The sequence below is a fragment of the Zobellella denitrificans genome, from assembly GCF_002237365.1.
Taxonomy (GTDB): Bacteria; Pseudomonadota; Gammaproteobacteria; order Enterobacterales; family Aeromonadaceae; genus Oceanimonas; species Oceanimonas denitrificans.
In genome coordinates this window covers 1-18,540 of sequence record NZ_NMUO01000083.1, presented here as the reverse complement: position 1 = coordinate 18,540, position 18,540 = coordinate 1, and the positions used below count along the sequence as shown (strand labels likewise).

Annotated in this window: 22 protein-coding genes and 1 pseudogene; 2 read left to right on the top strand and 21 right to left on the bottom strand. The window is 66.0% G+C overall.

Going from position 1 to position 18,540, the window contains the following annotated elements; translation table 11 throughout:
• Positions 1-619: lytic transglycosylase domain-containing protein (locus tag CGX12_RS15310; RefSeq protein WP_094040724.1), on the top strand; the 619-nt coding region annotated here is incomplete at its 5' end.
• Positions 620-938: 319 nt separating this feature from the next.
• On the opposite strand, the gene CGX12_RS15305 is transcribed toward CGX12_RS15310, so the two are convergent.
• The 21 genes from CGX12_RS15305 to flgB all read right to left on the bottom strand — a co-directional run bounded on the left by CGX12_RS15305 (position 939) and on the right by flgB (position 18,201).
• Positions 939-1,880, bottom strand: a complete 942-nt coding sequence (locus tag CGX12_RS15305; protein WP_094040723.1) for a flagellar motor protein MotB — start codon at positions 1,878-1,880, stop codon at positions 939-941.
• Positions 1,880-2,746 (bottom strand): flagellar motor stator protein MotA, encoded by an 867-nt coding sequence (gene motA / locus CGX12_RS15300; RefSeq protein WP_094040722.1) that lies wholly within the window; start codon positions 2,744-2,746, stop codon positions 1,880-1,882. The genes CGX12_RS15305 and motA overlap by 1 nt, the downstream gene beginning before the upstream one ends.
• Positions 2,746-3,468 carry a FliA/WhiG family RNA polymerase sigma factor gene (locus CGX12_RS15295; protein ID WP_094040721.1) on the bottom strand — a complete coding sequence of 241 codons (723 nt, stop codon included), beginning with the start codon at positions 3,466-3,468 and terminating at the stop codon, positions 2,746-2,748. Before CGX12_RS15295 ends, motA begins: the two co-directional genes overlap by 1 nt.
• 8 nt (positions 3,469-3,476) lie before the next feature.
• Positions 3,477-3,968 (bottom strand): flagellar basal body-associated FliL family protein, encoded by a 492-nt coding sequence (locus CGX12_RS15290; protein ID WP_176442082.1) that lies wholly within the window; start codon positions 3,966-3,968, stop codon positions 3,477-3,479.
• Between the two features lie 14 nt (positions 3,969-3,982).
• Positions 3,983-5,041, bottom strand: coding sequence for a flagellar hook-length control protein FliK (locus tag CGX12_RS20350; RefSeq protein ID WP_303396182.1), 1,059 nt, complete (start codon positions 5,039-5,041; stop codon positions 3,983-3,985).
• Entirely contained in the window at positions 5,038-5,367 is a 330-nt protein-coding gene (locus CGX12_RS15280) for a hypothetical protein (RefSeq protein ID WP_094040720.1), read from the bottom strand. Before CGX12_RS15280 ends, CGX12_RS20350 begins: the two co-directional genes overlap by 4 nt.
• Positions 5,368-5,455: 88 nt before the next feature.
• Positions 5,456-5,851 (bottom strand): flagellar export chaperone FliS, encoded by a 396-nt coding sequence (fliS, locus tag CGX12_RS15275; RefSeq protein WP_094040719.1) that lies wholly within the window; start codon positions 5,849-5,851, stop codon positions 5,456-5,458.
• 19 nt (positions 5,852-5,870) lie between these two features.
• Positions 5,871-7,202: a flagellar filament capping protein FliD gene (gene fliD, locus CGX12_RS15270; protein WP_254918312.1), complete on the bottom strand. Its 1,332-nt coding sequence runs from the start codon at positions 7,200-7,202 to the stop codon at positions 5,871-5,873.
• A 210-nt stretch (positions 7,203-7,412) separates the two neighbouring features.
• Entirely contained in the window at positions 7,413-8,246 is an 834-nt protein-coding gene (gene lafA, locus CGX12_RS15265) for a lateral flagellin LafA (RefSeq protein WP_094040718.1), read from the bottom strand.
• Between the two features lie 289 nt (positions 8,247-8,535).
• The gene (locus CGX12_RS15260) at positions 8,536-9,534 is read right to left on the bottom strand and encodes a hypothetical protein (protein ID WP_094040717.1); all 999 of its coding nucleotides are present in this window, start codon (positions 9,532-9,534) and stop codon (positions 8,536-8,538) included.
• 18 nt (positions 9,535-9,552) lie between these two features.
• Complete coding sequence (gene flgL, locus CGX12_RS15255; RefSeq protein ID WP_094040716.1) at positions 9,553-10,449, bottom strand: flagellar hook-associated protein FlgL; 897 nt, start codon at positions 10,447-10,449, stop codon at positions 9,553-9,555.
• A gap of 24 nt (positions 10,450-10,473) precedes the next feature.
• Positions 10,474-11,796, bottom strand: coding sequence for a flagellar hook-associated protein FlgK (gene flgK, locus CGX12_RS15250; RefSeq protein WP_094040715.1), 1,323 nt, complete (start codon positions 11,794-11,796; stop codon positions 10,474-10,476).
• Positions 11,797-11,801: 5 nt separating this feature from the next.
• Complete coding sequence (locus tag CGX12_RS15245) at positions 11,802-12,188, bottom strand: rod-binding protein (RefSeq protein ID WP_094040714.1); 387 nt, start codon at positions 12,186-12,188, stop codon at positions 11,802-11,804.
• Positions 12,189-12,196: 8 nt separating this feature from the next.
• Positions 12,197-13,300, bottom strand: a complete 1,104-nt coding sequence (gene fgIL, locus CGX12_RS15240) for a lateral flagellar basal body P-ring FlgIL (protein ID WP_438273041.1) — start codon at positions 13,298-13,300, stop codon at positions 12,197-12,199.
• A gap of 14 nt (positions 13,301-13,314) precedes the next feature.
• A complete protein-coding gene (gene flgH / locus CGX12_RS15235; RefSeq protein WP_094040712.1) occupies positions 13,315-13,989 on the bottom strand; it encodes a flagellar basal body L-ring protein FlgH in 675 nt (224 codons plus the stop codon).
• Positions 13,986-14,771: a flagellar basal-body rod protein FlgG gene (gene flgG / locus CGX12_RS15230; protein WP_094040711.1), complete on the bottom strand. Its 786-nt coding sequence runs from the start codon at positions 14,769-14,771 to the stop codon at positions 13,986-13,988. The genes flgH and flgG overlap by 4 nt, the downstream gene beginning before the upstream one ends.
• A 40-nt stretch (positions 14,772-14,811) precedes the next feature.
• Positions 14,812-15,540 carry a flagellar basal body rod protein FlgF gene (locus tag CGX12_RS15225; RefSeq protein ID WP_094040710.1) on the bottom strand — a complete coding sequence of 243 codons (729 nt, stop codon included), beginning with the start codon at positions 15,538-15,540 and terminating at the stop codon, positions 14,812-14,814.
• Between the two features lie 10 nt (positions 15,541-15,550).
• The gene (flgE, locus tag CGX12_RS15220) at positions 15,551-16,732 is read right to left on the bottom strand and encodes a flagellar hook protein FlgE (protein ID WP_094040709.1); all 1,182 of its coding nucleotides are present in this window, start codon (positions 16,730-16,732) and stop codon (positions 15,551-15,553) included.
• A 22-nt stretch (positions 16,733-16,754) separates the two neighbouring features.
• Positions 16,755-17,411 (bottom strand): flagellar hook assembly protein FlgD, encoded by a 657-nt coding sequence (locus CGX12_RS15215; RefSeq protein WP_094040708.1) that lies wholly within the window; start codon positions 17,409-17,411, stop codon positions 16,755-16,757.
• Between the two features lie 2 nt (positions 17,412-17,413).
• Positions 17,414-17,833, bottom strand: coding sequence for a flagellar basal body rod protein FlgC (flgC, locus tag CGX12_RS15210; protein ID WP_094040707.1), 420 nt, complete (start codon positions 17,831-17,833; stop codon positions 17,414-17,416).
• Positions 17,834-17,835: 2 nt separating this feature from the next.
• Positions 17,836-18,201, bottom strand: a complete 366-nt coding sequence (gene flgB / locus CGX12_RS15205; protein ID WP_094040706.1) for a flagellar basal body rod protein FlgB — start codon at positions 18,199-18,201, stop codon at positions 17,836-17,838.
• Positions 18,202-18,327: 126 nt separating this feature from the next.
• Between flgB and CGX12_RS15200 the strand changes: the two are divergent.
• Positions 18,328-18,540, top strand: a pseudogene (locus tag CGX12_RS15200) (flagellar basal body P-ring formation chaperone FlgA); the annotation flags it as partial.

Here is an 18,540-nt window from a genome sequence, read left to right as displayed (position 1 = left end):
GATGCCCGCCACGGCGGAGCGCTTCGGGGTGCCGATGGACGCCGGCTTCGATGGCCGCTTCGCTCCCCTGACCGCCAGCCGGGCCGCCCTCGCCTACCTGGCCTGGCTGCATCGCCACTTCGACGGCGACTGGCTGCTGGCCCTGGCCGCCTACAATGCCGGCGAGGGACGGGTCCGGCGCGCCATGGAGCGCAGCGGCAGCCGGGACTTCTGGCAACTGTCCCTGCCCGAGGAAACCCGCCACTATGTACCCCGCTTCCTGGCGGTGCAGTGGCTGCTGCGTTCCCCCCGCACCGGCACCGCCCCCGTGCTTCGGGAGCACAGGGTGGAGGGCCCTGTCTCCCTGCCGCAACTGGCCGCCCGTCTGGGGGTGACAGTCGAGCAGTTGAAACGCTGGAATCTGGCCCTGAAGGGGGAGTGGCTGTCGGCCCGGCGGGAGTATTCGATCCTGGTCAAGACCACGGAGCAGGACGGCGACGACGGCTTTATCCGCATCCAGCCCCAGCCGCTGTTTATGGCCAGGACGGCGGGGCTGGATCTGTCCGCGGCCGGCGGCCTGTTCGGCGAGGCCGGTCCGGCCTTCGACTTCGCCCCGCCGCCGGGCTGGCCGGGGTACTAGAACGCCATATAGTTTAAAAATCAAGCTGTCAGGCGTGTGCTATCCCTACCTCTCGTCGGCGGCAAACGATGTTTGCAGATTGGCACCGGACTGGCGGAGCGCAGGCGGCCCGCCTGCATTCGCGCGCAGCGCGAACCCTCGGACTGGCCTACCACACCACAGGTTTAAAGAGGCTTGAGGCAGAACAGGCATCGCGGGTCGGGCTGTTTCTTCGCCCACCTCGGTGCCACCCTCATGCGGGCGGGCCGCCCGCGCCCCAAGAATCATCACTGCCTAAGTTTTAAACTGTTCGGTGCTTAGCCACCCGGCCTGTGCCAGGCTACTGCGCGGCCACTTCCTGCGGCGCCGGCGGTTCGCTCAGCCGGGCGCTCTGCTCGGCCTTGTTGAACACCCCGTTCGGCAGGCCGGCGTCGAACAGCTGCTCCAGCAACTGCTCCGCCTGTTGGCTCAGCAGCAGCAGTTCCACCCGGCGGTTGGCGCCCGAGGTCGGCTCCTGCTTGTCGAGCAGGGCCTGATCGGACATGGCCACCACCTGCAGCACCCGGCCCGGCGGCATGCCGGACAGTTCCAGCAACTGGCGCACATTCTGGGCCCGGGCGCCGGACAAGTCCCAGTTGGAATAATGCTGGCTGACGTAGCGTACCGAGTCAGTGTGGCCGGAGATGATCAGCCGGTTTTCCACCTTCTCGAACACCGGCGCCAGATCCTTGAGCAGGGCCTCGAACTGGGCGGACAGCCGGGCGCTGCCCCGGCTGAACATGGGCTGCTGGCTGTGATCGTGGATCTGCACCCTCAGCCCTTCCGGCACTATGTCGAGCAACAGGTTGTCTTCCATGCCCCGGCGCTCGGCCAGTTGGCCGATAAGGATGGCCAGCAGCTGGCGCTCCTGCTCGGACTCGAACCGTCCCCTCGGCAGGGCGGCGGCGCTCAGCTCCCGGCCGGCCTGGGCCAGGCTGTCGGCCAGCGGTGAGCCGGTGCCCGACGGCTGGAGGACGGGGGAGCCCAGCAAGTCCACCGGAAAGGGGGTGCCCCCCAGCAGGTAGGGGCTGGGCGAGCCCTCGAACACCGAGTAGTCGCGCAGGCTGGTGGACACCAGCTCCCGCTCCTGCTCGCTCGATACCGCCAGTATCCACAGCACCATAAACAGCGCCATCATGGCCAGGGCGAAATCGGCAAAGGCCACCTTCCAGGCGCCGCCGTGATGCCCCTCGTGCTTGCCGCGCGACTTGCGCTTGACGATAACGGTGCCGTGATCGCGCATCAGGCGGCGTCCGCTTCGGGTTGCGCCATCCAGGACTCCATCTCGATAAAGCTGGGTTTGATGTCCTGTTCAATCAGCTTGCGTCCGGCATCCACCGCCAGCAGCGGCGACTTGCCGCCGATATGGGCCACCAGCACGGCCCGCACGCACTCCAGGGCGGTGATGCGCCGCCCCACCCACTGCTCCATGGCATTGCTGAGCGGGCCCAGCAGGCAGTAACAGGCGAAGATGCCGAGGAAGGTGCCCACCAGGGCCGCCGCCACGTGCAGGCCGATATAGGTGAGGGGGCCATCCAGGTGCTGCATGGTGATGATGATGCCCATCACCGCCGCCAGTATGCCGAAACCGGGCATGGCGTCGGCGGTCTTGGCCAAGGCCTGGGAGGGCTTGAGCATGCTCTCCTCCAGCGCCTCTATTTCCGCTTCCAGCAGGGCCTCCAGTTCGTGGGCGTTGAGCTTGCCCATGCCCAGCATGCGCAGGTTGTCGATGATAAAGCCGAGCAGCACCGGGTTGTCGGCCACCAGGGGATAACGACCGAACAGGGGGCTGTCCTTGGGCGATTCCACGTGGCCGTCCAGCGCCTTCAGGCCCTTGGCCCGGGTCTCTTCCAGCAGCTGGTGCAGCAGGGGCAGCAACTGGCGGTAGAGTTCGGCCTCGTCCTTGCTGCCTTTCAGTACCGCCTTGAACTGCTGGCCTATGCCTTTCAGTACCGCCATCGAATTGCCCATGATCAGGGCCCCCAGGCCGGCGCCGACGATGATCAGGATTTCGGCCGGCTGCCACAGGGCCACCAGCTTGCCGTTGGCCATGACAAAGCCGCCGAACACGCACACCATGACCACCAGAATACCTACCAGCTTCTGCATTACTGTTCTCCATTCGCCGTGAGTTCACGGTTCAACAAGGCCAGGCACTGCTTGTGCAACTGGCAGACCCTCGATTCGGTGAGATCCAGCACCAGGGCTATCTCCTTCATATTGAGTTCATGCTGGTAATAGAGCGACATCAGCCGCTGCTCCCGCTCGGGCAGGCGGGCCAGCAGGCCGGCGATGGTCCTCTGCTGCTCCAGCCGGCCGATGGCGGCCTCCTGGGCCGGCTCCACCCCGTGCTCCAGCAGCTGCTGCAGGCTTTCCATCTCCGCCATCTGGCCGGCGTAGAGGATGTCGCGCAGCTCTTCCATGCCGACCCCCATGGCCCGGGCCAGCTCCGCCTCGGTAGGCCGGCGCCCCAGCCGGCGCAGCAGTTCCCGCTCGACCTGGCTGCACTGGTGGCTCTGCTGGCGCAGCTGGCGCGGCCGCCAGTCGTGGCGGCGCAGTTCGTCCAGGATGGCGCCACGGATCCGCTTGAAGGCAAAAGCCGCGAACCCCTCGTCGGGCGGGCCGCCATAGCGGCGAATGGCTTCGAGCAGGCCCATGATACCGATCTGGGCCAGATCGTCCGCGTCCATCACGGTGCCGGCCTGGTTTCTCAGCTGGCCCAGCACCCGCTTGACCAGCGGCAGGTACTGACCGAGCCAGTAGCTCTCGTTTTCCACCCGGGGTAAGGGGCCGGCATCGTCCGCCGCCGCCCAGTCCAGCTCCAGCAACATGGCGTCTCCTATTGGATGACCAGCTTGGTGATCAGCACCCCTTCCACCGACGGGGCATAGCCGTAGCTTTCCAGCCGTTGGTTGAGCGCCATTTGCAGTTCCTGCTCGAACCGCCCCATTTCCTGCATCTGCTCCTGTACCCGCTCGTGGTCAAAGCCGCTGAAGTAGCCCAGGGTGGTGTTGCGCAGCGCCGGCAGTACCCCCTCCCACAACGGCAGCTGTTCCGCCTGGCGGCTCATCAGGGCCAGCTCCAGCACCATGTAGTGGTTGCGCCCGCTGCCGGGCAGCCCTATCACGAACTGATCCAGTTGCTTGAACTGGGGCTCGGCCACCGGTTCGGGCCCGGCCTTGCGTTCCAGCAGGCCGCCCACCAGCTCGCCCCGGGCCCAGCTTTCCCGGTAATCGGCCAGCACGAAGGTGCCGGTCCACATGCCGCCCAGCAGGGCGGCCAGTACCAGCAGCGATACCATCAGGGTCTTGGCTCGGGATTTTTCTGCCACTTTCTGCTCCTCTGTTATGCCAGGGCATTGATCCAGTCCCGGGCGCGGGCACCGCCCCCGGTGGTGTCTTCCTCTTCGGCGATGGCCTTGGCAATCGCCGCTTCGTTGTGCTCTCCCCGCTGGCGCCGATCGTCCTGGCCCACGTTCACTTCCACCCCACCGGCATGGTGGGGCAGCAAGTCGGCCCGCAGCCGGTCGAGCTGGGAGGCCAGCGCCTCGCGTACCGCGCCCTGGCTGGCGTTAAGCTGGATATGCAGGCGATCGCCTTCCAGCCTCACCGTCAGCTCCAGCCGGCCCATTTCCGGCGGATCCAGCTTGATCCTGGCCTGCTGCACCTGCTGGTTGAGCTGCAGCTCAACCTTTTCCTTGAGGGCGTGCAGCAGTTGCTCGCCCAGGGCCGCCTTGTTGCCGGCAGCGCTGTTTTCCACCCTGATGGCGGCCCACTCGTGGACGGCCGCCGACAGGGGCCGCTCGGTCGCCAGGGCAGACGACGGCACTGAGACGGCGGACGGGGCTGTGCTTTCCGGCTTTTGGGTGGCCAGGGCGGCGGGCGGCATTGGCGCCGACGCCTTGAGCGCCAGCTCACCCTGCAGGGCCAGGGCGCTGGTGCGCCGGCCGGGCCCGGAAACGGACGGCACCGGGCTGTCGGGTTGCCGATGGGCGCCGGGCTGGGCTTCGGCCCTTGCCGCCGGTTCGGTCTCGGCAAAGTGCCGGAATCTCAGAGGCCTGGCCGGCTCGTCGTTGCCGGACGGGACGAGCCCGGCCAGCGAAGCCGGCGCCTCCCCCTCCGGTACCGGGGCTATCGCGCCGGAAGCCGCCTCGGCCGGGGAGCCTTCCTCCCGCGCCTCCGGCGTTTCCGGCTTGACCTCCGGCATCTCTTCGGTCAGCGGCGCCGGCTCCCCGGGCAGAGGGACCGCTCCCTCTTCCGCCTGCCCCGGCAACAGCAGCGCCGCCAGGTGCCCGGCCATGTCCTCGAACCCCTCGCCCGCCATGTTGTCGGGATGCGGTTCCGGCGATGGCTGAACGAGGCTTCCCCCGCTCAGGGAAAAGGAAGCCGGCAGCGGGGATATCATTCTTCGCCTCCCGCCTGGCTGACCCAGTCGTAGGCGAGCGCGCCCTCCCGCCGTTGCCGCAGGGACTGCAACTGCTCGTCGAGCCGGTTCGCTTCCTCATCAACCTGCTGCCAGGCCTGGCGGTACTGGCGGCCGAACTGGGCCAGGGCCGCCCGCTGCCGCTCGTCCAGCCCGGCCCGGTGGGGCTCCAGCTCGCCCAGCAGCAGCCTGAGCTGCTTGTCCAGCTCTTCCAGCCAGCCCCATTGCCGGGCGTTTACCGCCTGCTGCACACTGACCTGCAGTTGCAGCAACCGGCCGAACAGCGGGGCTATCGAGGATCCGTTCATGCCCTGCCGCTCCCGTGCCGGCCCAAAGGCGGAATGCCCGTTTCCGCCCCGGCTTCCGCCGGGGTGGACAAGAGGTTCCGCACCGCCATCAGGCTTCGGCCTCCTGGCCGAGCCGCTCCCAACCCTCGCGCAGATCCTGCAGCACCCGCACCACGGGGGCCAGTTGAGCCACATCGTTGTTCACGCTGGCACCGAACAGCTGCCGCCCGCAATAGTCGTACAGCTGGTGCAGGTTGGTGGCCAGCTCGCCGCCCTGTTCCATGTCCAGGGCGCTGTCAAGGCCACCGAGGATGTCGATGGCCTTGGCGATGGAGGCCCCCTTCTCGCGAATGCGGCCCGCCTGCATATGGCCCTCGGCCCGGGCGATTTCGTCCAGCAGTCCATCCATCAACATCAGCACCAGTTCCCTGGGCGATGCCTGGGCGGCCCGGGCATCGGTCTGGGTGTGCTGGTAAATATCAAAGCCGGAATCGGCATCAAACATGGGAAGCTCCTGCCTCGATCTAGAACATACTCATGGTTTGCTGCATTTGTTGTGCCAATGTTTGCATGCGAGTGAACTGGGCCAGGTAGCGCTGATAGACCTTGTCCATGCGGCTGTCCAGCGCCTCCTGCCGGTCGGTGAGGCGATCCAGCCCCAGCTTGAGGCTGCGGTCCCGCTGCACCAGTATGCCGTTGCGATCCAGGTAGGGCTTGATATCGGTCTCCATCCGGGTCAGCAGGCCGCCCGCGCCGGTCAGGGCCTCCTCCAGGGCGCCGGGGCTGCTCTGCTGCAGCTTGGCCATGGCCTCGGTATCCAGCGACAGCTTGCCGTAACGGTCGGTTTTGATGCCGATTTCCGCGAGACTCAGGCCGCCGCCCGGGTTGGACAGGATAGAGCGCAGCCGGCCCACCAGGCCCCGGCTAAGGCTGTCGCCGCTCAGCGCCGCCGTCTTGCCCTCGCCACCCTTGGTCTGCTGCTCCACCTCGGCCACCAGGGCGTTGTAGGCGCTCACCACCCCCTTGAGGGATTCCTCTATCGCCGTCTTGTCGGTGGCCACGGTCAGGGTGAGGGGGGCGTCGGTATAGTTGCCGCCGCCATCCCGGGCGTGGGCCTTCTGCACCGTCAGGTTGAGGCCATCGATATGGTTGTCGAAGCTGTTGCTGGCGCTCTTAAGCTCCAGGCCGCCGGCTCCACCCAGCTCGACGATGGCATCCTGGGCCTGGCTGAGTTGAGTCTTGCCCGCCAGGGCCGCCTCCAGCTCGGTGTAGGCGGCGCTGCCATCCCCGCCGTTCAGGCTGATGCTCAGGGCCTGGTCAGCGCCTGTTTTGGCGCCGGTCAGCATCAGGTGGGTCTGGCCGTTGCTGCGCACCAGGGAAGCCTGCACCCCGGCGCCCCCCGCCGCCTGATTGATGGCGTCGCGCAGGCCGGCCAGGCTCTTGCCCGCGTGGTCGGCCAAATCCAGGCTCAGGGTCTGGCCGGCCACGGTGATCTCCAGCACGCCCTGGGCCGGCACCGTCCAGTTTTCATCCAGGGCCAGGGAATACTGATCCGCCTGGGCCAGCTGCTTGACGTAAAGCTGGTAGTCGCCGTTGACCGCGCCGCTCTTCAGGCTGGCGCTGGCGTAGCCCTCGGCGGAGAAGCTGGCCGCCTGGCTCTGCAGCCCCTTGCCGGCCTTCAGGGTCTTGATGGCATCCTGCAACGCCTGCAGCTTGCCCTTGATCTTGCTGTAGGCGTCCTTCTGGGCGCTGAGCTGGGTGCGCTGGCTCTTGAGCAGGTTGTCCAGCGGCGAACGCTCCGCCGACATCAGCATCTGGGCCATGGTGGACGGGTCCATGCCGTTCATTCCAAACATTGCCACCTCCGGGGTGTGTTGTGATGGGTGCACTGGTTACTGCTAACGACCGGGGTGGCGGCGGACTTGAATCGGCGGGGCAAAAACAAAAAAGGCGGCCACGGGGGGCCGCAAGAGACGAGCCATATCCAAAGGACATGGAACATGAACACAGTAAAAGCAAAGAGGACTCCCTGGCGGGAGTCCAAACATCAGGAAAGAAACGGCGGCTTAACGCAGCAGCGACATCACCAGGCCGCTCATCTGGTTGGCGTTGCTCAGCACCGACATGCCGGACTGCATCAGCATCTGGTTTTTGGTCATATTGGAGGCTTCCTGGGCGAAGTCCGCATCCATAATACGGCCGGTGGCGGCGGTGGCGTTCTCGCGCATATTGCCCAGGTTGGTAATGGTATGCTCCAGGCGGTTAATATTGGCGCCCAGAGCGCCACGAGCCGCGCTCACCTCGTTGAGAGTGGTATTGACCAAATCGATGGCTGCAACGCCTTTTGCCTGATCCCCAATATCGGCCAAAAGACCAATGGCGGTATTAGTGTCAGCAATATTGGTGCTGATATCGACTTCTAATATTTCAGCCGAACTAGCGCCGATATGAAAGTCAACCGGAGCGGCAAACTTACCACCTGTCAGCAACGCGGTGCCGGCACCATAGCTGGTATTATCCATGATATTAGTCAGCTCGGCACTCAAAGCCTGGTACTCGGCATCCATGGCGGTATATTCGTCGGTGCCATTGGTGCCGTTGGCCGCCTGGGTGGCCAGATCCTTCATCCGGTGCAGGATATTGGTCATCTCGTCGAAGGCGCCCTCGGCGGTCTGCATCATGGAGATAGCGTCCTGGGCATTGCGCATGGCCACTGCTTGGCCATTGGTCTGGGCCTGCAGGCGCACTGCGATTTGCAGGCCGGCGGCGTCGTCGGCGGCAGAGTTAATACGGAAACCGGTGCCCAGGCGCTCCATGGCATTGCCCAGCATCTTGTTGGTGGAATTCAGGGTGTTCTGGGTCACCAGCGAGGTGTAATTGGTATGAATGGACAGGCCCATAATCTTTTCCTTTTTAAAAGGGTTGCTTGGTTCCCCTTGATAAAACGGCGGCGCCGGACGGCAACTTTAATTAAGGCGGAAAAATTTTTTGAGGGGTGAGGGGGTTCAAGCGCTTTCGCCGTCGCCATGGTTCACAGGCTTGCAATATGGGGCGCGGGCGGCCCGCCCGCATGGATAGGCTCCCCGGTTTCCCGCTGCGCGGGAAGGTAGGCGGGCCGCCTGCGCTCCAGTAGCGAGTGGCCCATTAAAATGGGCCCTACGGCCCGGAGCAGGCCCAGAGGCGTCGGGTTTATTCCTTGCGCAGCAGGGCCACGGCGTTATGGCGGGAGACATTGGCCTGGGCCAGCAGGGCGGCCACCAGTTGCTCGAAGCGGCTGGCGGGGCCGGCCAGGGGCGCGGCGTCGCCCCGCTGCTCGATGGCCGGGGCCGGCCAGTCGTCGGCCATCTGCTGCAGTATCAGCTGGCGCTGGGCCTGCAGTCGCTGGGCATAGTCCTGGATGCGGGTCATCACCCGGTTGAGGTGCTCACGCTCGCTCAACAGCTCGCCCTTGCGCGCCGCCTCGGCCAGGGGCGCCAGGGCGTCGGGCTCGGGACTGGCCTTGATCAATACCGGCTCGCCGGCCGGTACCCGCACCCCCTCGCCCTGCATCAGTATCGGCTGGCGCAGCACGGCGTCCGCCTTGCCTTTCGCCACCAGCTGCACCCTGCCCTGCTCGCTCTCGGCGCTGATACCGAGCGGCGCCAGGTGGCGGTTGAGCTGGGCCAGGGTCTCCGCCGGCCGCTGGCCCGGGGCTATGGTGATGCCCATGGCCTGCTGCTGGCCCGCCAGCAGCAGCGACACCCGCTCCCTCACCGGGCGCGGCCCCAGCAGATCGACCTTGTCGAGCTGGTAGCGATAACGGGCCGCGTCCCCTTCCAGGGCCCTGGGCTGCAGCCGGGCGTCCAGTTGACCTTCCCGTTGCAGTTGCTCCGACAGCCGGGCCAGCTGTTCGCCCCAACGCCCCTGCTGCTCCGGGCTCATGGCCGAGGCGTGCATGCGCTGGGCCAGGGTGCGCAGCTGCAGGTACACCTGGCTCAGGGACTGCTCCGCCGCCTGCAGCTGGGCCACCCGGTTCTGGGCCTGGCCGAGCCTGCCCCACTGCTGGAAGCGGCCGGGCGCGGAGAGCGGCGTTTCCTGCCGCTCCCGCCGTGCCGCCTTGTCCTCGCCGGAGGCCGGACTGTCGGCGATGGTTGCCGGCGCCGCCACCCCGGACTGGACCGGGCCGAGGCGGGCATTGTTCACTTGCATAGGGGTTACCGTCATCCGTTACAGGGCGTTGAACAGGGAAAGCTTGTTGACGTTCACATAGGTCTGCTGGGTACTCTGCAGCGCCAGCAGGATCTGCTGCATATTCATGGCCGCCTCGCCATAGTCGAGGGCGGACAGCTCGTTGTGCAGCCCCTGGCCGAACACCTTCATCTCGCCATGGGCGGCCACCACCTGATCCAGGCTGTTGATGCGCCCGCCGATATCGGTCAGCGCCCGGGTGATGTTGCCGATGCCCTGGTCCAGGCTGTCGAGCATATCACCCACCGCGGTGCCGATATTGCCGGGAGTGGTTTGCAGCAGTTCGATAAAGTCGTGGATATCCTGCAGCAAATTGCCGCCGTTGAACAGCAGCCGTTCGGCGCTGTCGTTGGCCGGCACCATAACGCCGCTGGCGATGGCCACCATGCGCTGGTAGTCGTCGCCCTGGTAGTCGAACACCCCGGGGGCGGTCTCGGCCACCGCCGGCAGATCGGTGCGGGAGCCGGAGAAGACATAGTGGCCTTCCTCGTTGCGGGCGTTGGCCAGGTCGAGCAGGGCCTGCTTGAGGGACACCATCTCGTGGGTCAGGGCCTGGCGCTCGGCCAGCTCGTAGCTGCCGTTGCCCGCCTCCACCGTCATGTCCCGCAACCGCAGCAGTATCTCCTTCATGCCGTCTATCTGGGTTTCCTGCTGGCCGAGCCGGCTCTTCACCTGGACGGCGTTCTTCTCGTACTGGGTGAGGGCGCTCAGTTCCTTGTCGATGCCCTGCAGCCGTACCGTGGCCAGGGGATCGTCGGAAGGCTTGAGCAGGCGGTTGCCGGTGGCCATCTGCTGCATCAGTTTGCCGTAGTCGGCACCGCCCTGCTGCAGGCTCTGCATCACCATCCGCTGGATTTGTCCTGTACTTACACGCATGGGGGAATCGTCCTCTCTGGGCGGTTACATCATGTTCAACAGGGTGTTGAACAGCTGGTCGGCGGTGCTGATGACCTTGGCGTTGGCCTGGTAGTGCTGCGTATAGGTCATCATGTTCATCGCCTCTTCATCCAGGTTGACGCCGCTCACCCCGTCGCGCCGGGCCTGGGCCTCGGCGCGGATATTCCTGGCCGCCGCCGCGTCCGCCTGCCACTGGGCGCTGGTGATGGCCAGTTCCCCCACCAGGGTGCGAAAGGCTTCGTAACTGTCGTCTTCCAGCGCCAGCAGGGCCCGCAGGTTGTCGTTGTTGCCCGGCCCGGCGGCACTGGTGCCGGACAGGGCCAGCTCTTCGGCCCGCAGGCCCTCCGTCACCCGGATACTGCCGGCGGCGTCTCCCGCCTCCAGGCTGAACAGGGGCCGGCCCGGCTGGCCGTCGAGATCCTCGCCCAGGGCCAGTTGATCGTTGATTCTGGTGGCAAGGTCGGCCGCAATGCGGTTGAGTTCCTCCCGGGCCGGTTGCAGCTGCTGGTGCAGGTGCAGCACCAGGCCGCCCAGGCTGCCGCCAGTGCCACCGTCGAGGGGAAACACCTGGTTGCCGAAATGCACGCTGATGTCCTGATCCTGGCGTTCGATACGGGCCGCCTGGTTGCCCAGCACCAGGGGCTGGCCCAGGCTCAGGCTGACGTTGACGGTGCCGTCCTGCTGGCGCGAGGTACGGATTTCCACCAGCTCCGACAACCGGCGCAGGGTCTCGTCGCGGCTGTCTTCGAGGATGCCGGTGTTGCCGCCCTTGGCGCCCACCTTCTTGATCTGGTCGTTGAGCTCGGCCACCTGGGCCAGCAGGCTGTTGGCCTGGCTGTTGACCGCATCGGCCTGATCCAGCACCCGCCGCTGCTGGGCGTCCAGTTGGGCGGCCAAGTGGTTGAAGCGCTGGGCCAGGGCGCCGGCGGAGGCGATGATCTGCTGGCGGGGGGCGATGCTCTGGGGCGTTTCCGCCGCGCTGTGCAGGGCGGCGAAGAAGTTGTTGAGGCCGGGCAGCAGGCTGCTGTCCTGACTGCCGAGCACCGTTTCCATCTGATCCAGGTAGGCGCTCACCTGGCTCCGGTAGCCGGCGTCGGACTCGGCGCGCCACAGCTGCACCGCGAGAAAGTCGTCGGTCACCCGGCGCAGGCCGGTCACCTGCACGCCGTTGCCACCCATAACGCCAAAGCCGGCCTGGCGGGCGCTCAGCTGCACTTCCTGGCGGCTGTAGCCGGGCACGTTCACATTGGCCACGTTCTGACTCATGGTATTGAGGGCGGTCTGGGAGGCCAGCAGCCCCGACAGGGCGTTGTTGATCATTGCCATTGAAATTATCCGTTCCTGTGCGTCCTCAGCGGCTGGCTGAAGGCGGCGATGGGCGTCTCCCCACTAGCAACGACCGCGGCGCCGGAATTCTTTAACGCCCCGCTCAACTGTTCGACCAGCAGGCCCTTGAGCCCGGTCTGCCCCCGGGAGGCCAGATCGACCGCTATCTGGCCGTCGTACCAGTCGCGCATCATCTCCTCCCGGGGACCGGGAGCGAAAGGGCCGTCGGGATCCCGCAGGGCGTCGCTGGCCGAGCGCATCTGCTTGAGCACCTGTTGCAGGAACAGGGCCTCGAACTGCTCCGCCGCCTGCTCCACCGCCTGTTCGACGGGCTGCTGCTTGAGCTGCTCCAGCCCCTGCCATTGCAGGTAAGTCGCGGTTTGGGTTTTCATCTGTTCTCCTACAACACCACCAGTTCCGCTTCCAGCGCGCCGGCCTCGTTAAGCGCCTGCAGTATCGACATCAGGTCGTCCGGCTTGGCGCCCAGGCTGTTGACCGCCTGCACTATCTCGTCGAGGGAGGTCCCCTCGGGCCAGACGAACATGCGCCCCTCGTCCTGCTCCACCCGCAGGTCCGACTCGGGCGTTACCGTGGTCTGGCCCTGGGACAGGGGATTGGGCTGGCTGACATTGAAGCGCTCGGTGATGGTCACCGTCAGGTTGCCGTGGCTCACCGCCGCGGCGCGCACTTTCACATCCTGCCCCACCACCACGGTGCCGGTGCGGCTGTTGAACACCACCCTGGGCCTGTTCTGCCCCATTTCCACCCGGATATCCTCCAGCATCGACATAAAGGTCACCCGCTGGCGGCTGTCGGCCGGCGCCTGCACCTCGATGGCCCGGGGGCCGGTGGCCCTGGCCACGTCGGGGCCGAACACCTGGTTGATGGCCTGCTCCACATTGCGCGCGGTGCGGAAGTTGGCGTCCTTGAGGTTGAGGGTCACCATGGGGGCACTGGCGAAGGTGGAGGGAATTTCCTGCTCGATCAGCGCCCCGTTGGGGATGATGCCGGCGGTAGGCACGTTGACCGTGACCGAGGAGCCGCTGTTGCCCTCGGCCTGCAGGCCGCCCACCACCAGGTTGCCCTGGGCCACGGCGTAAACCTGGCCGTCCACCCCGCGCAGGGGGGTCAGCAGCAGGGTGCCGCCGCGCAGGCTGCGGGCATCGCCGATGGAGGAAACGGTCACGTCCAAGGTCTGGCCCCGCCCGGCCAGGGCCGGCAGGGTGGCGTGCACCGACACCGCCGCCACGTTCTTCAGGCGGGGATCCGTGCTGTCGGACAGCTGCACCCCGAACTGGCGCAGCATGTTGGTCATGGACTGGCCGGTAAACTTGACCTGGCTGCGGTCACCGGTGCCGGACAGCCCCACCACCAGGCCGTAGCCCACCAGCTGATTGTCGCGGATGCCCTGCACGTCCACCACGTCCAGCAGCGGGCGCACCCGGGGCTGGGCTTCGGCCAGCGCCGGCAGCCAGGCCAGCAACAGCACCATCAATATCGGCATTCTCATGACAACTCCTAGAGGGGGAACCAGCTGCTGTTGAAGAAACGGGTCAGCCAGCCGGCCTGGTTGGTGTCCGCCAGGGCACCGCGACCGGCGTAAGTGATGCGGGCGTCGGCCAGGCGCTGGGAGGACACCCGGTTCTGGCCGTCGATGTCGTCCACCCGCACCAGGCCGTTCAGGCGCACGTATTCGTCGCCCTGGTTGAGGCGTATCCACTTTTCGCCCCGCACCCGCAGCACGCCGTTGGGCAGCACCTCGGCCACCGTCACCGTGATGGAGCCGGACAGGGTGTTCTGCTGGCTGGTGCTGGCGGAGCCCCGGAAATCCCGGTCCACCGATCCCTCCAGGGTCAGGTTGGTCCTGAGCTTGCGTCCCACCATGGGTGCCGGGATGTCGATGCCGCTGTTCTTGCCCATGCTGGTGTCGGCCTTCTTGCTGGACTGGGTGCGCTCTTCCAGGGTGATGGTCAGGATATCGCCCACCCGGTAGGCCCGCCGGTCCTGGAACAGGGTGATCATGGAGTTCTGGCTGAAGGCGCTGCCGTCGCGGCCCGGCTCCGCCTGCGACGTCTGGCCCAGGGTCGGGGCCCAGTCCTCCTCGCCCGGCTCCGGCGGGATCAGTTCATAGGTGGTGCAACCGGCCAGCCCCAGCAGGCCGGCCCAGAGCCAGTGTCTGAGCTTTTTCATCAGAGTGCCTGGCTCACGAACTTGAGCATCTGATCGGCGGCGGACACCACCTTGGCGTTCATCTCGTAGGCCCGCTGGGTGGTGATCATGTCCACCATCTCCTCCACCACGTTGACGTTGGAGCCTTCCAGGGTGCCCTGCTTGAGGGTGCCCAGGGCGTCGTCACCGGCCTGGCCCTCCAAGGGTTCGCCGGATGAACCGGTCTGGCGGTAGAGGTTGCCGCCCATGGCTTCCAGCCCCGCCGGATTGGTGAAGTTCACCAGGGTGATCAGCCCCAGCTCCTGGGGATCGGCCTGGCCGGCCAGGGTGGCGGTGACGGTGCCGTTGGCGCCCACCGCCACATTGATGGCGTTTTCGGGGATCTCTATCTGAGGCACCAGGGGCAGGCCCTCGGCGTTGACCATCAGGCCCTCGGCGTTGCGGTGGAACTGGCCGTTGCGGGTGTAGACCAGTTCGCCGTTGGGCCGCTCTATCTGGAAGAAACCCTGGCCGACGATGGCCAGATCCAGCTCCTGGCCGGTGTTCTGGAAGCTGCCGGTGGTAAAGACTTTCTGGGTGCCGACCACCTTGACGCCGTTGCCCATCTGGATGCCGGAGGGCACCTGGTTCTGCTGATCCGCCGCCGCACCGGGCTGGCGCTGCACCTGGTAGAACAGATCCTCGAAGGCCACCCGATCCCGCTTGAAACCCACGGTATTGACGTTGGCCAGGTTGTTGGAAATGGCGGTCATGCGCGCATCCTGCGCGCTCAGACCGGTCTTGCTTACCCATAAGGCTGAATGCATGCTGTTATCCTGTTGATTGATTCAAAATCGCGGCCACGGCTCAGCTGCCGCGGATCAGCCGGGCGCCGGCCCGGGCCTGGTCATCGGCGGCCTTCATCACGTTGACCTGCAGCTCGAACTGGCGCCCCAGGGCCATGGTGTGCACCATCTCTTCCACCACGTTGACATTGGCCCCTTCCAGGTGGCCCTGCTTGAGCACCACCTCGTCGTCCTGCTCCAGCTGCCGGCCCTGCTCGGCATGGAAGAGGCCGTCCAGCCCCTTCTTCAGATCCCCGGCCTGGGGCAGCACCAGCTTGATGCGCCCCCCCTCCACCTGGGCGCCGCCGCCCGGCGGGATCAGGCTGAGGGTGCCGTCGGCGCCGATTTCCATCTTGCTGAATTCGGGCAGCACCAGGGGGCCACCGTCGCCCACCACCGGGTAGCCGTTGATGGTCAGCGCGCCTTCGGGACTGATCAGCATGTTGCCGGCCCGGGTGTAGGCTTCCTGCTCGCCGTTTTGCACGGCAATAAAGCCCTCGCCCTGGACGGCGATGTCCAGATCACGGCCGGTCGGCTGCAAGGGCCCGGGCGCCATGTTGGTGCCGGCCGGCTGGCTCTGGGCCAGGGCGCGGGTGCGCAGGCCGTCGCCGGCCAGGAAGTGGGCCGAGGCCTGCTCGTAGTCGGCCCGGAAACCCTGGGTGTTGGCGTTGGCCAGGTTGTTGGCCCTGATGGACTGGGCCATCATGCTGTGCTGGGCCCCCGACATGGCGGTGTATAGCAGGCGATCCATTCACTAATCCTTAAAACGAGTTGAACAGTACCTGGGTCATCTTGTCGGCGGTGCTGATGCTCTTGGAGTTGGCCTGGTAGTTGCGCTGGGCCGTCATCAGGTTGACCAGCTCGCCGGTCAGCTCCACGTTGGAGCCCTCGTAGGCCCCGGCGGTCAGGCTGCCCAGGGTGCCGGTGCCGGGCTCGCCGATGGCCGGCGCGCCCGAGGCGAAGCTCTGGTACCAGCTGGTGTCGTCGCCCTGGCGCAGGCCGTTGGGGTTGGCGAAGTTGGCCATCACCACCTTGCCCTTGAGCTGATCCTGGCCGTTGGTGAACACCGCGTACATGTCGCCGTTGGATTCGAAGCGCACGCCCGCCAGCTCGCCGGCGGTATGGCCGTCGGGCTGGTTGCGGGACACGTTGAAGTCGGCGGCGAACTGGGTCATGCGGGACGGATCCAGGGTCACCGTCATGGCGTCGGCGCCGGCGGGGGCAAAGTTGAGGGTGATATTGCCCGCCGGGGTGGCCAGGGTGCCGTCGGTATTGAAGGTCAGGGCCTGGGCGCCGCCCACGGCGTTGCCGTCTATCCGATAGTTCACTTCCCAGCTGTTGGCACCGGTCTTGACGAAATACTGGGTCAGTATATGGCGGGTACCGAGGGAATCGTACAGCTCGCTGGACTGGGAGAAGTTGTAGCTGGTGGCGTCGTCCGGGTCGAAGGCGTTGGCGGGAACAGTGGCGTCGGCCTTGAGGTTGGCGACAAAGTCCAGCCGGGTACTGGCCTTGGCCGGCAGGTTGGCCACGTCCACCCGCAGATCCTGCACCACGCCGTTGATCAGCTGGCCGGCGGCATTGGTCATGTAGCCCTGCAGCCGCATGCCGTTGTTGGCCACGATAAAGTTGTCCGCGTCGCGGTTGAAGGTGCCGGCCCGGGTATAGGCGGTCTGGCCGTTCAGGCTGGTCATAAAGAAGCCGTTGCCGGAAATGGCCAGGTCGAGAGAGCGGCCGGTGTTGACCACGTCGCCGTCCCGCTCGAAGTTCTGGGACACGTTGTTCACCTCCACCCCGCCGGGCTGGCCGCCGCCGTAGACGGCGGCGAATTCGGCCCTGGCGCTCTTGAAGCCGGCGGTGGAGACGTTGGCGATGTTGTGGCTGATCACGCCGAGGGACTGGTTGGTCGCCCGCAATCCGCTCAGGCCGATGCTGTAGGACATGAGTGTGCTCCTTGAAAGGGGGTTAGGGCTGACCGAACTCGGTCACCCGGAATAACGACACCTGGCCGATGCCGGCCAGGCTGAGCATGATGTCGCCGCCACCACCGGGCAGGCTGACCTTCTCGACAGTGCGGGAAAGATAAGGAGCCAGGGGCGTCGTCTGTCCGTCCTTATGGGCCAGCACCCGGAACCGGTAGTCGCCGGCCGGCAGGGAAGGCAGGTTGAAGCCAACCTCGCCGCTCACCCCGCCCCACTCCTGTTCATGCACGGCCTTGCCCGCGCTGTCGAACACCGTCAGGCTCAGTTTCTGGGTACCCGCCGGCACCGGGATATGCCCCTGCAGGGCTTCCGCCTCGCTCAGGCTGATATTCTGGGCCGGCACCGTCACCTGCTTGCCCATCAGGGAGGTGCTGCCCAGCACCTGCAGGGTATCGAGCAGGGTGGCCTGCTGCTGGCCCTGCATCTTCATCTGCTCTATGCCCTCCACCATGCTGAACTGGGCCAGCTGGCTGACGTACTGGGTGCCGTCCAGGGGGTTGAGCGGATCCTGGTTGTTGATCTGGGCCACCATCATCTGCAGGAATTCGCTGCGCAGGCTGCCGATGTCGTTGCTGGGGGCAATGTTGTTCAGGGAGGAGCCCATGGCCCCGTCCAGGCCGTTGATGCTTGCCAGTGCCATGATCAGCGCTGCCCCAGGTTGAGCAGCCCCTGCTGCATGCTGTTGACCCGGCCGATGACTTCCACCGCCGACTCGAAGCTGCGGGAGGCGGACATCATGTCGGCCATCTCCTCCATCACGTTGACCCCGGCGTGGTACACATAGCCGTCGTTGTCGGCCAGGGGATGATCCGGCTGGTGGCGCCGCTCGGGCACCCGGTCGGACTGGAGCACGCCGGCGATATTGACCTTGGCGCCCTTGAGCTCACCGTCCTGGGCCTGCTGGTAGAGGGTGGCGAACACCGGCTTGATGGCCCGGTAGGCCTCGTTTTCGCTGGCCGCCACCGAGCCGGCGTTGGCCAGGTTGGAGGCCACCGTGTTCATGCGGCTGGTCTGCGCCTGCAGGGCGCTGGCCGCGATGTCATAAACGCCGCTAAACGACATGATCAACGTCCTTCTATGGCCTGGTTGAGGCCGCGTAGCTTGATGTTCAGGAAAGTCAGGCTGGTCTGAAAATCCATGGCATTTTCGGCGAAGGCGGTCTGCTCCACCGACAGTTCCACCGTGTTGCCGTCCCGGGCCGGCTGGTAGGGAATGCGATACAGGTTTTCACTGGCCAGGGACGGCTTGTCCCGGCCCTGTTCCAGTTGCCGGGCGGCCTGCTGCAACACGGTGCGGTAGTCGACATCCCGGGCCAGGTAGCCGGGGGTATCCACGTTGGCCAGGTTGCCCGCCAGCAATTGTGTTCTGTCCATCCTGAGCGATAATGCGTAGGGATGAATGCCAAGCGCCTTGTCCAGCCCCAGAGCCATCCGCTTTCCTCGTTTGGTAATCGAATCTGTGAGCCTGTTGCTAACAAGAACCATGCCATCAATAAAAAGAATTAAATTTCAATGAATTACATAAATAGCCGGGGCCATTTCCGCCCCCCATGGGAAATGCGGCTTCCGCCCGGAAAACTACTGCTGCTGTGCCTGCTGTTCGCCCTGCCGGTGCGGGCCGAGCTGGCCGGTCAGCTTCAGCGGGAAGCGGAATCGCGCCTGCAGGCGCACGCCGAACAGCAGGCCTGGCCGCCCTACCGGGCCGAGTTCGAGCCCTGGCTGCCCGCCGGCGCCGCCCAGTTGCCCGCCTGCGAGCAGGCACCCCGCTTC

What these genes read in the sequence shown, in the direction of transcription:
- CGX12_RS15245 (WP_094040714.1), bottom strand. Translation starts at nt 12,188, where the DNA reads ATGAAAACCCAAACCGCGACTTACCTGCAATGGCAGGGGCTGGAGCAG.
- CGX12_RS15280 (WP_094040720.1), bottom strand. Translation starts at nt 5,367, where the DNA reads ATGAACGGATCCTCGATAGCCCCGCTGTTCGGCCGGTTGCTGCAACTG.
- flgE (WP_094040709.1), bottom strand. Translation starts at nt 16,732, where the DNA reads ATGTCCTACAGCATCGGCCTGAGCGGATTGCGGGCGACCAACCAGTCC.
- lafA (WP_094040718.1), bottom strand. Translation starts at nt 8,246, where the DNA reads ATGGGCCTGTCCATTCATACCAATTACACCTCGCTGGTGACCCAGAAC.
- fgIL (WP_438273041.1), bottom strand. Translation starts at nt 13,300, where the DNA reads ATGCCGATATTGATGGTGCTGTTGCTGGCCTGGCTGCCGGCGCTGGCC.
- flgG (WP_094040711.1), bottom strand. Translation starts at nt 14,771, where the DNA reads ATGCATTCAGCCTTATGGGTAAGCAAGACCGGTCTGAGCGCGCAGGAT.
- motA (WP_094040722.1), bottom strand. Translation starts at nt 2,746, where the DNA reads ATGCAGAAGCTGGTAGGTATTCTGGTGGTCATGGTGTGCGTGTTCGGC.
- CGX12_RS15225 (WP_094040710.1), bottom strand. Translation starts at nt 15,540, where the DNA reads ATGGATCGCCTGCTATACACCGCCATGTCGGGGGCCCAGCACAGCATG.
- CGX12_RS15305 (WP_094040723.1), bottom strand. Translation starts at nt 1,880, where the DNA reads ATGCGCGATCACGGCACCGTTATCGTCAAGCGCAAGTCGCGCGGCAAG.
- flgB (WP_094040706.1), bottom strand. Translation starts at nt 18,201, where the DNA reads ATGGCTCTGGGGCTGGACAAGGCGCTTGGCATTCATCCCTACGCATTA.
- flgK (WP_094040715.1), bottom strand. Translation starts at nt 11,796, where the DNA reads ATGGCAATGATCAACAACGCCCTGTCGGGGCTGCTGGCCTCCCAGACC.
- CGX12_RS15215 (WP_094040708.1), bottom strand. Translation starts at nt 17,411, where the DNA reads ATGGCACTGGCAAGCATCAACGGCCTGGACGGGGCCATGGGCTCCTCC.
- flgL (WP_094040716.1), bottom strand. Translation starts at nt 10,449, where the DNA reads ATGCGTGTAAGTACAGGACAAATCCAGCGGATGGTGATGCAGAGCCTG.
- flgC (WP_094040707.1), bottom strand. Translation starts at nt 17,833, where the DNA reads ATGTCGTTTAGCGGCGTTTATGACATCGCGGCCAGCGCCCTGCAGGCG.
- CGX12_RS20350 (WP_303396182.1), bottom strand. Translation starts at nt 5,041, where the DNA reads ATGATATCCCCGCTGCCGGCTTCCTTTTCCCTGAGCGGGGGAAGCCTC.
- CGX12_RS15260 (WP_094040717.1), bottom strand. Translation starts at nt 9,534, where the DNA reads ATGCAAGTGAACAATGCCCGCCTCGGCCCGGTCCAGTCCGGGGTGGCG.
- fliS (WP_094040719.1), bottom strand. Translation starts at nt 5,851, where the DNA reads ATGTTTGATGCCGATTCCGGCTTTGATATTTACCAGCACACCCAGACC.
- fliD (WP_254918312.1), bottom strand. Translation starts at nt 7,202, where the DNA reads ATGTTTGGAATGAACGGCATGGACCCGTCCACCATGGCCCAGATGCTG.
- CGX12_RS15295 (WP_094040721.1), bottom strand. Translation starts at nt 3,468, where the DNA reads ATGTTGCTGGAGCTGGACTGGGCGGCGGCGGACGATGCCGGCCCCTTA.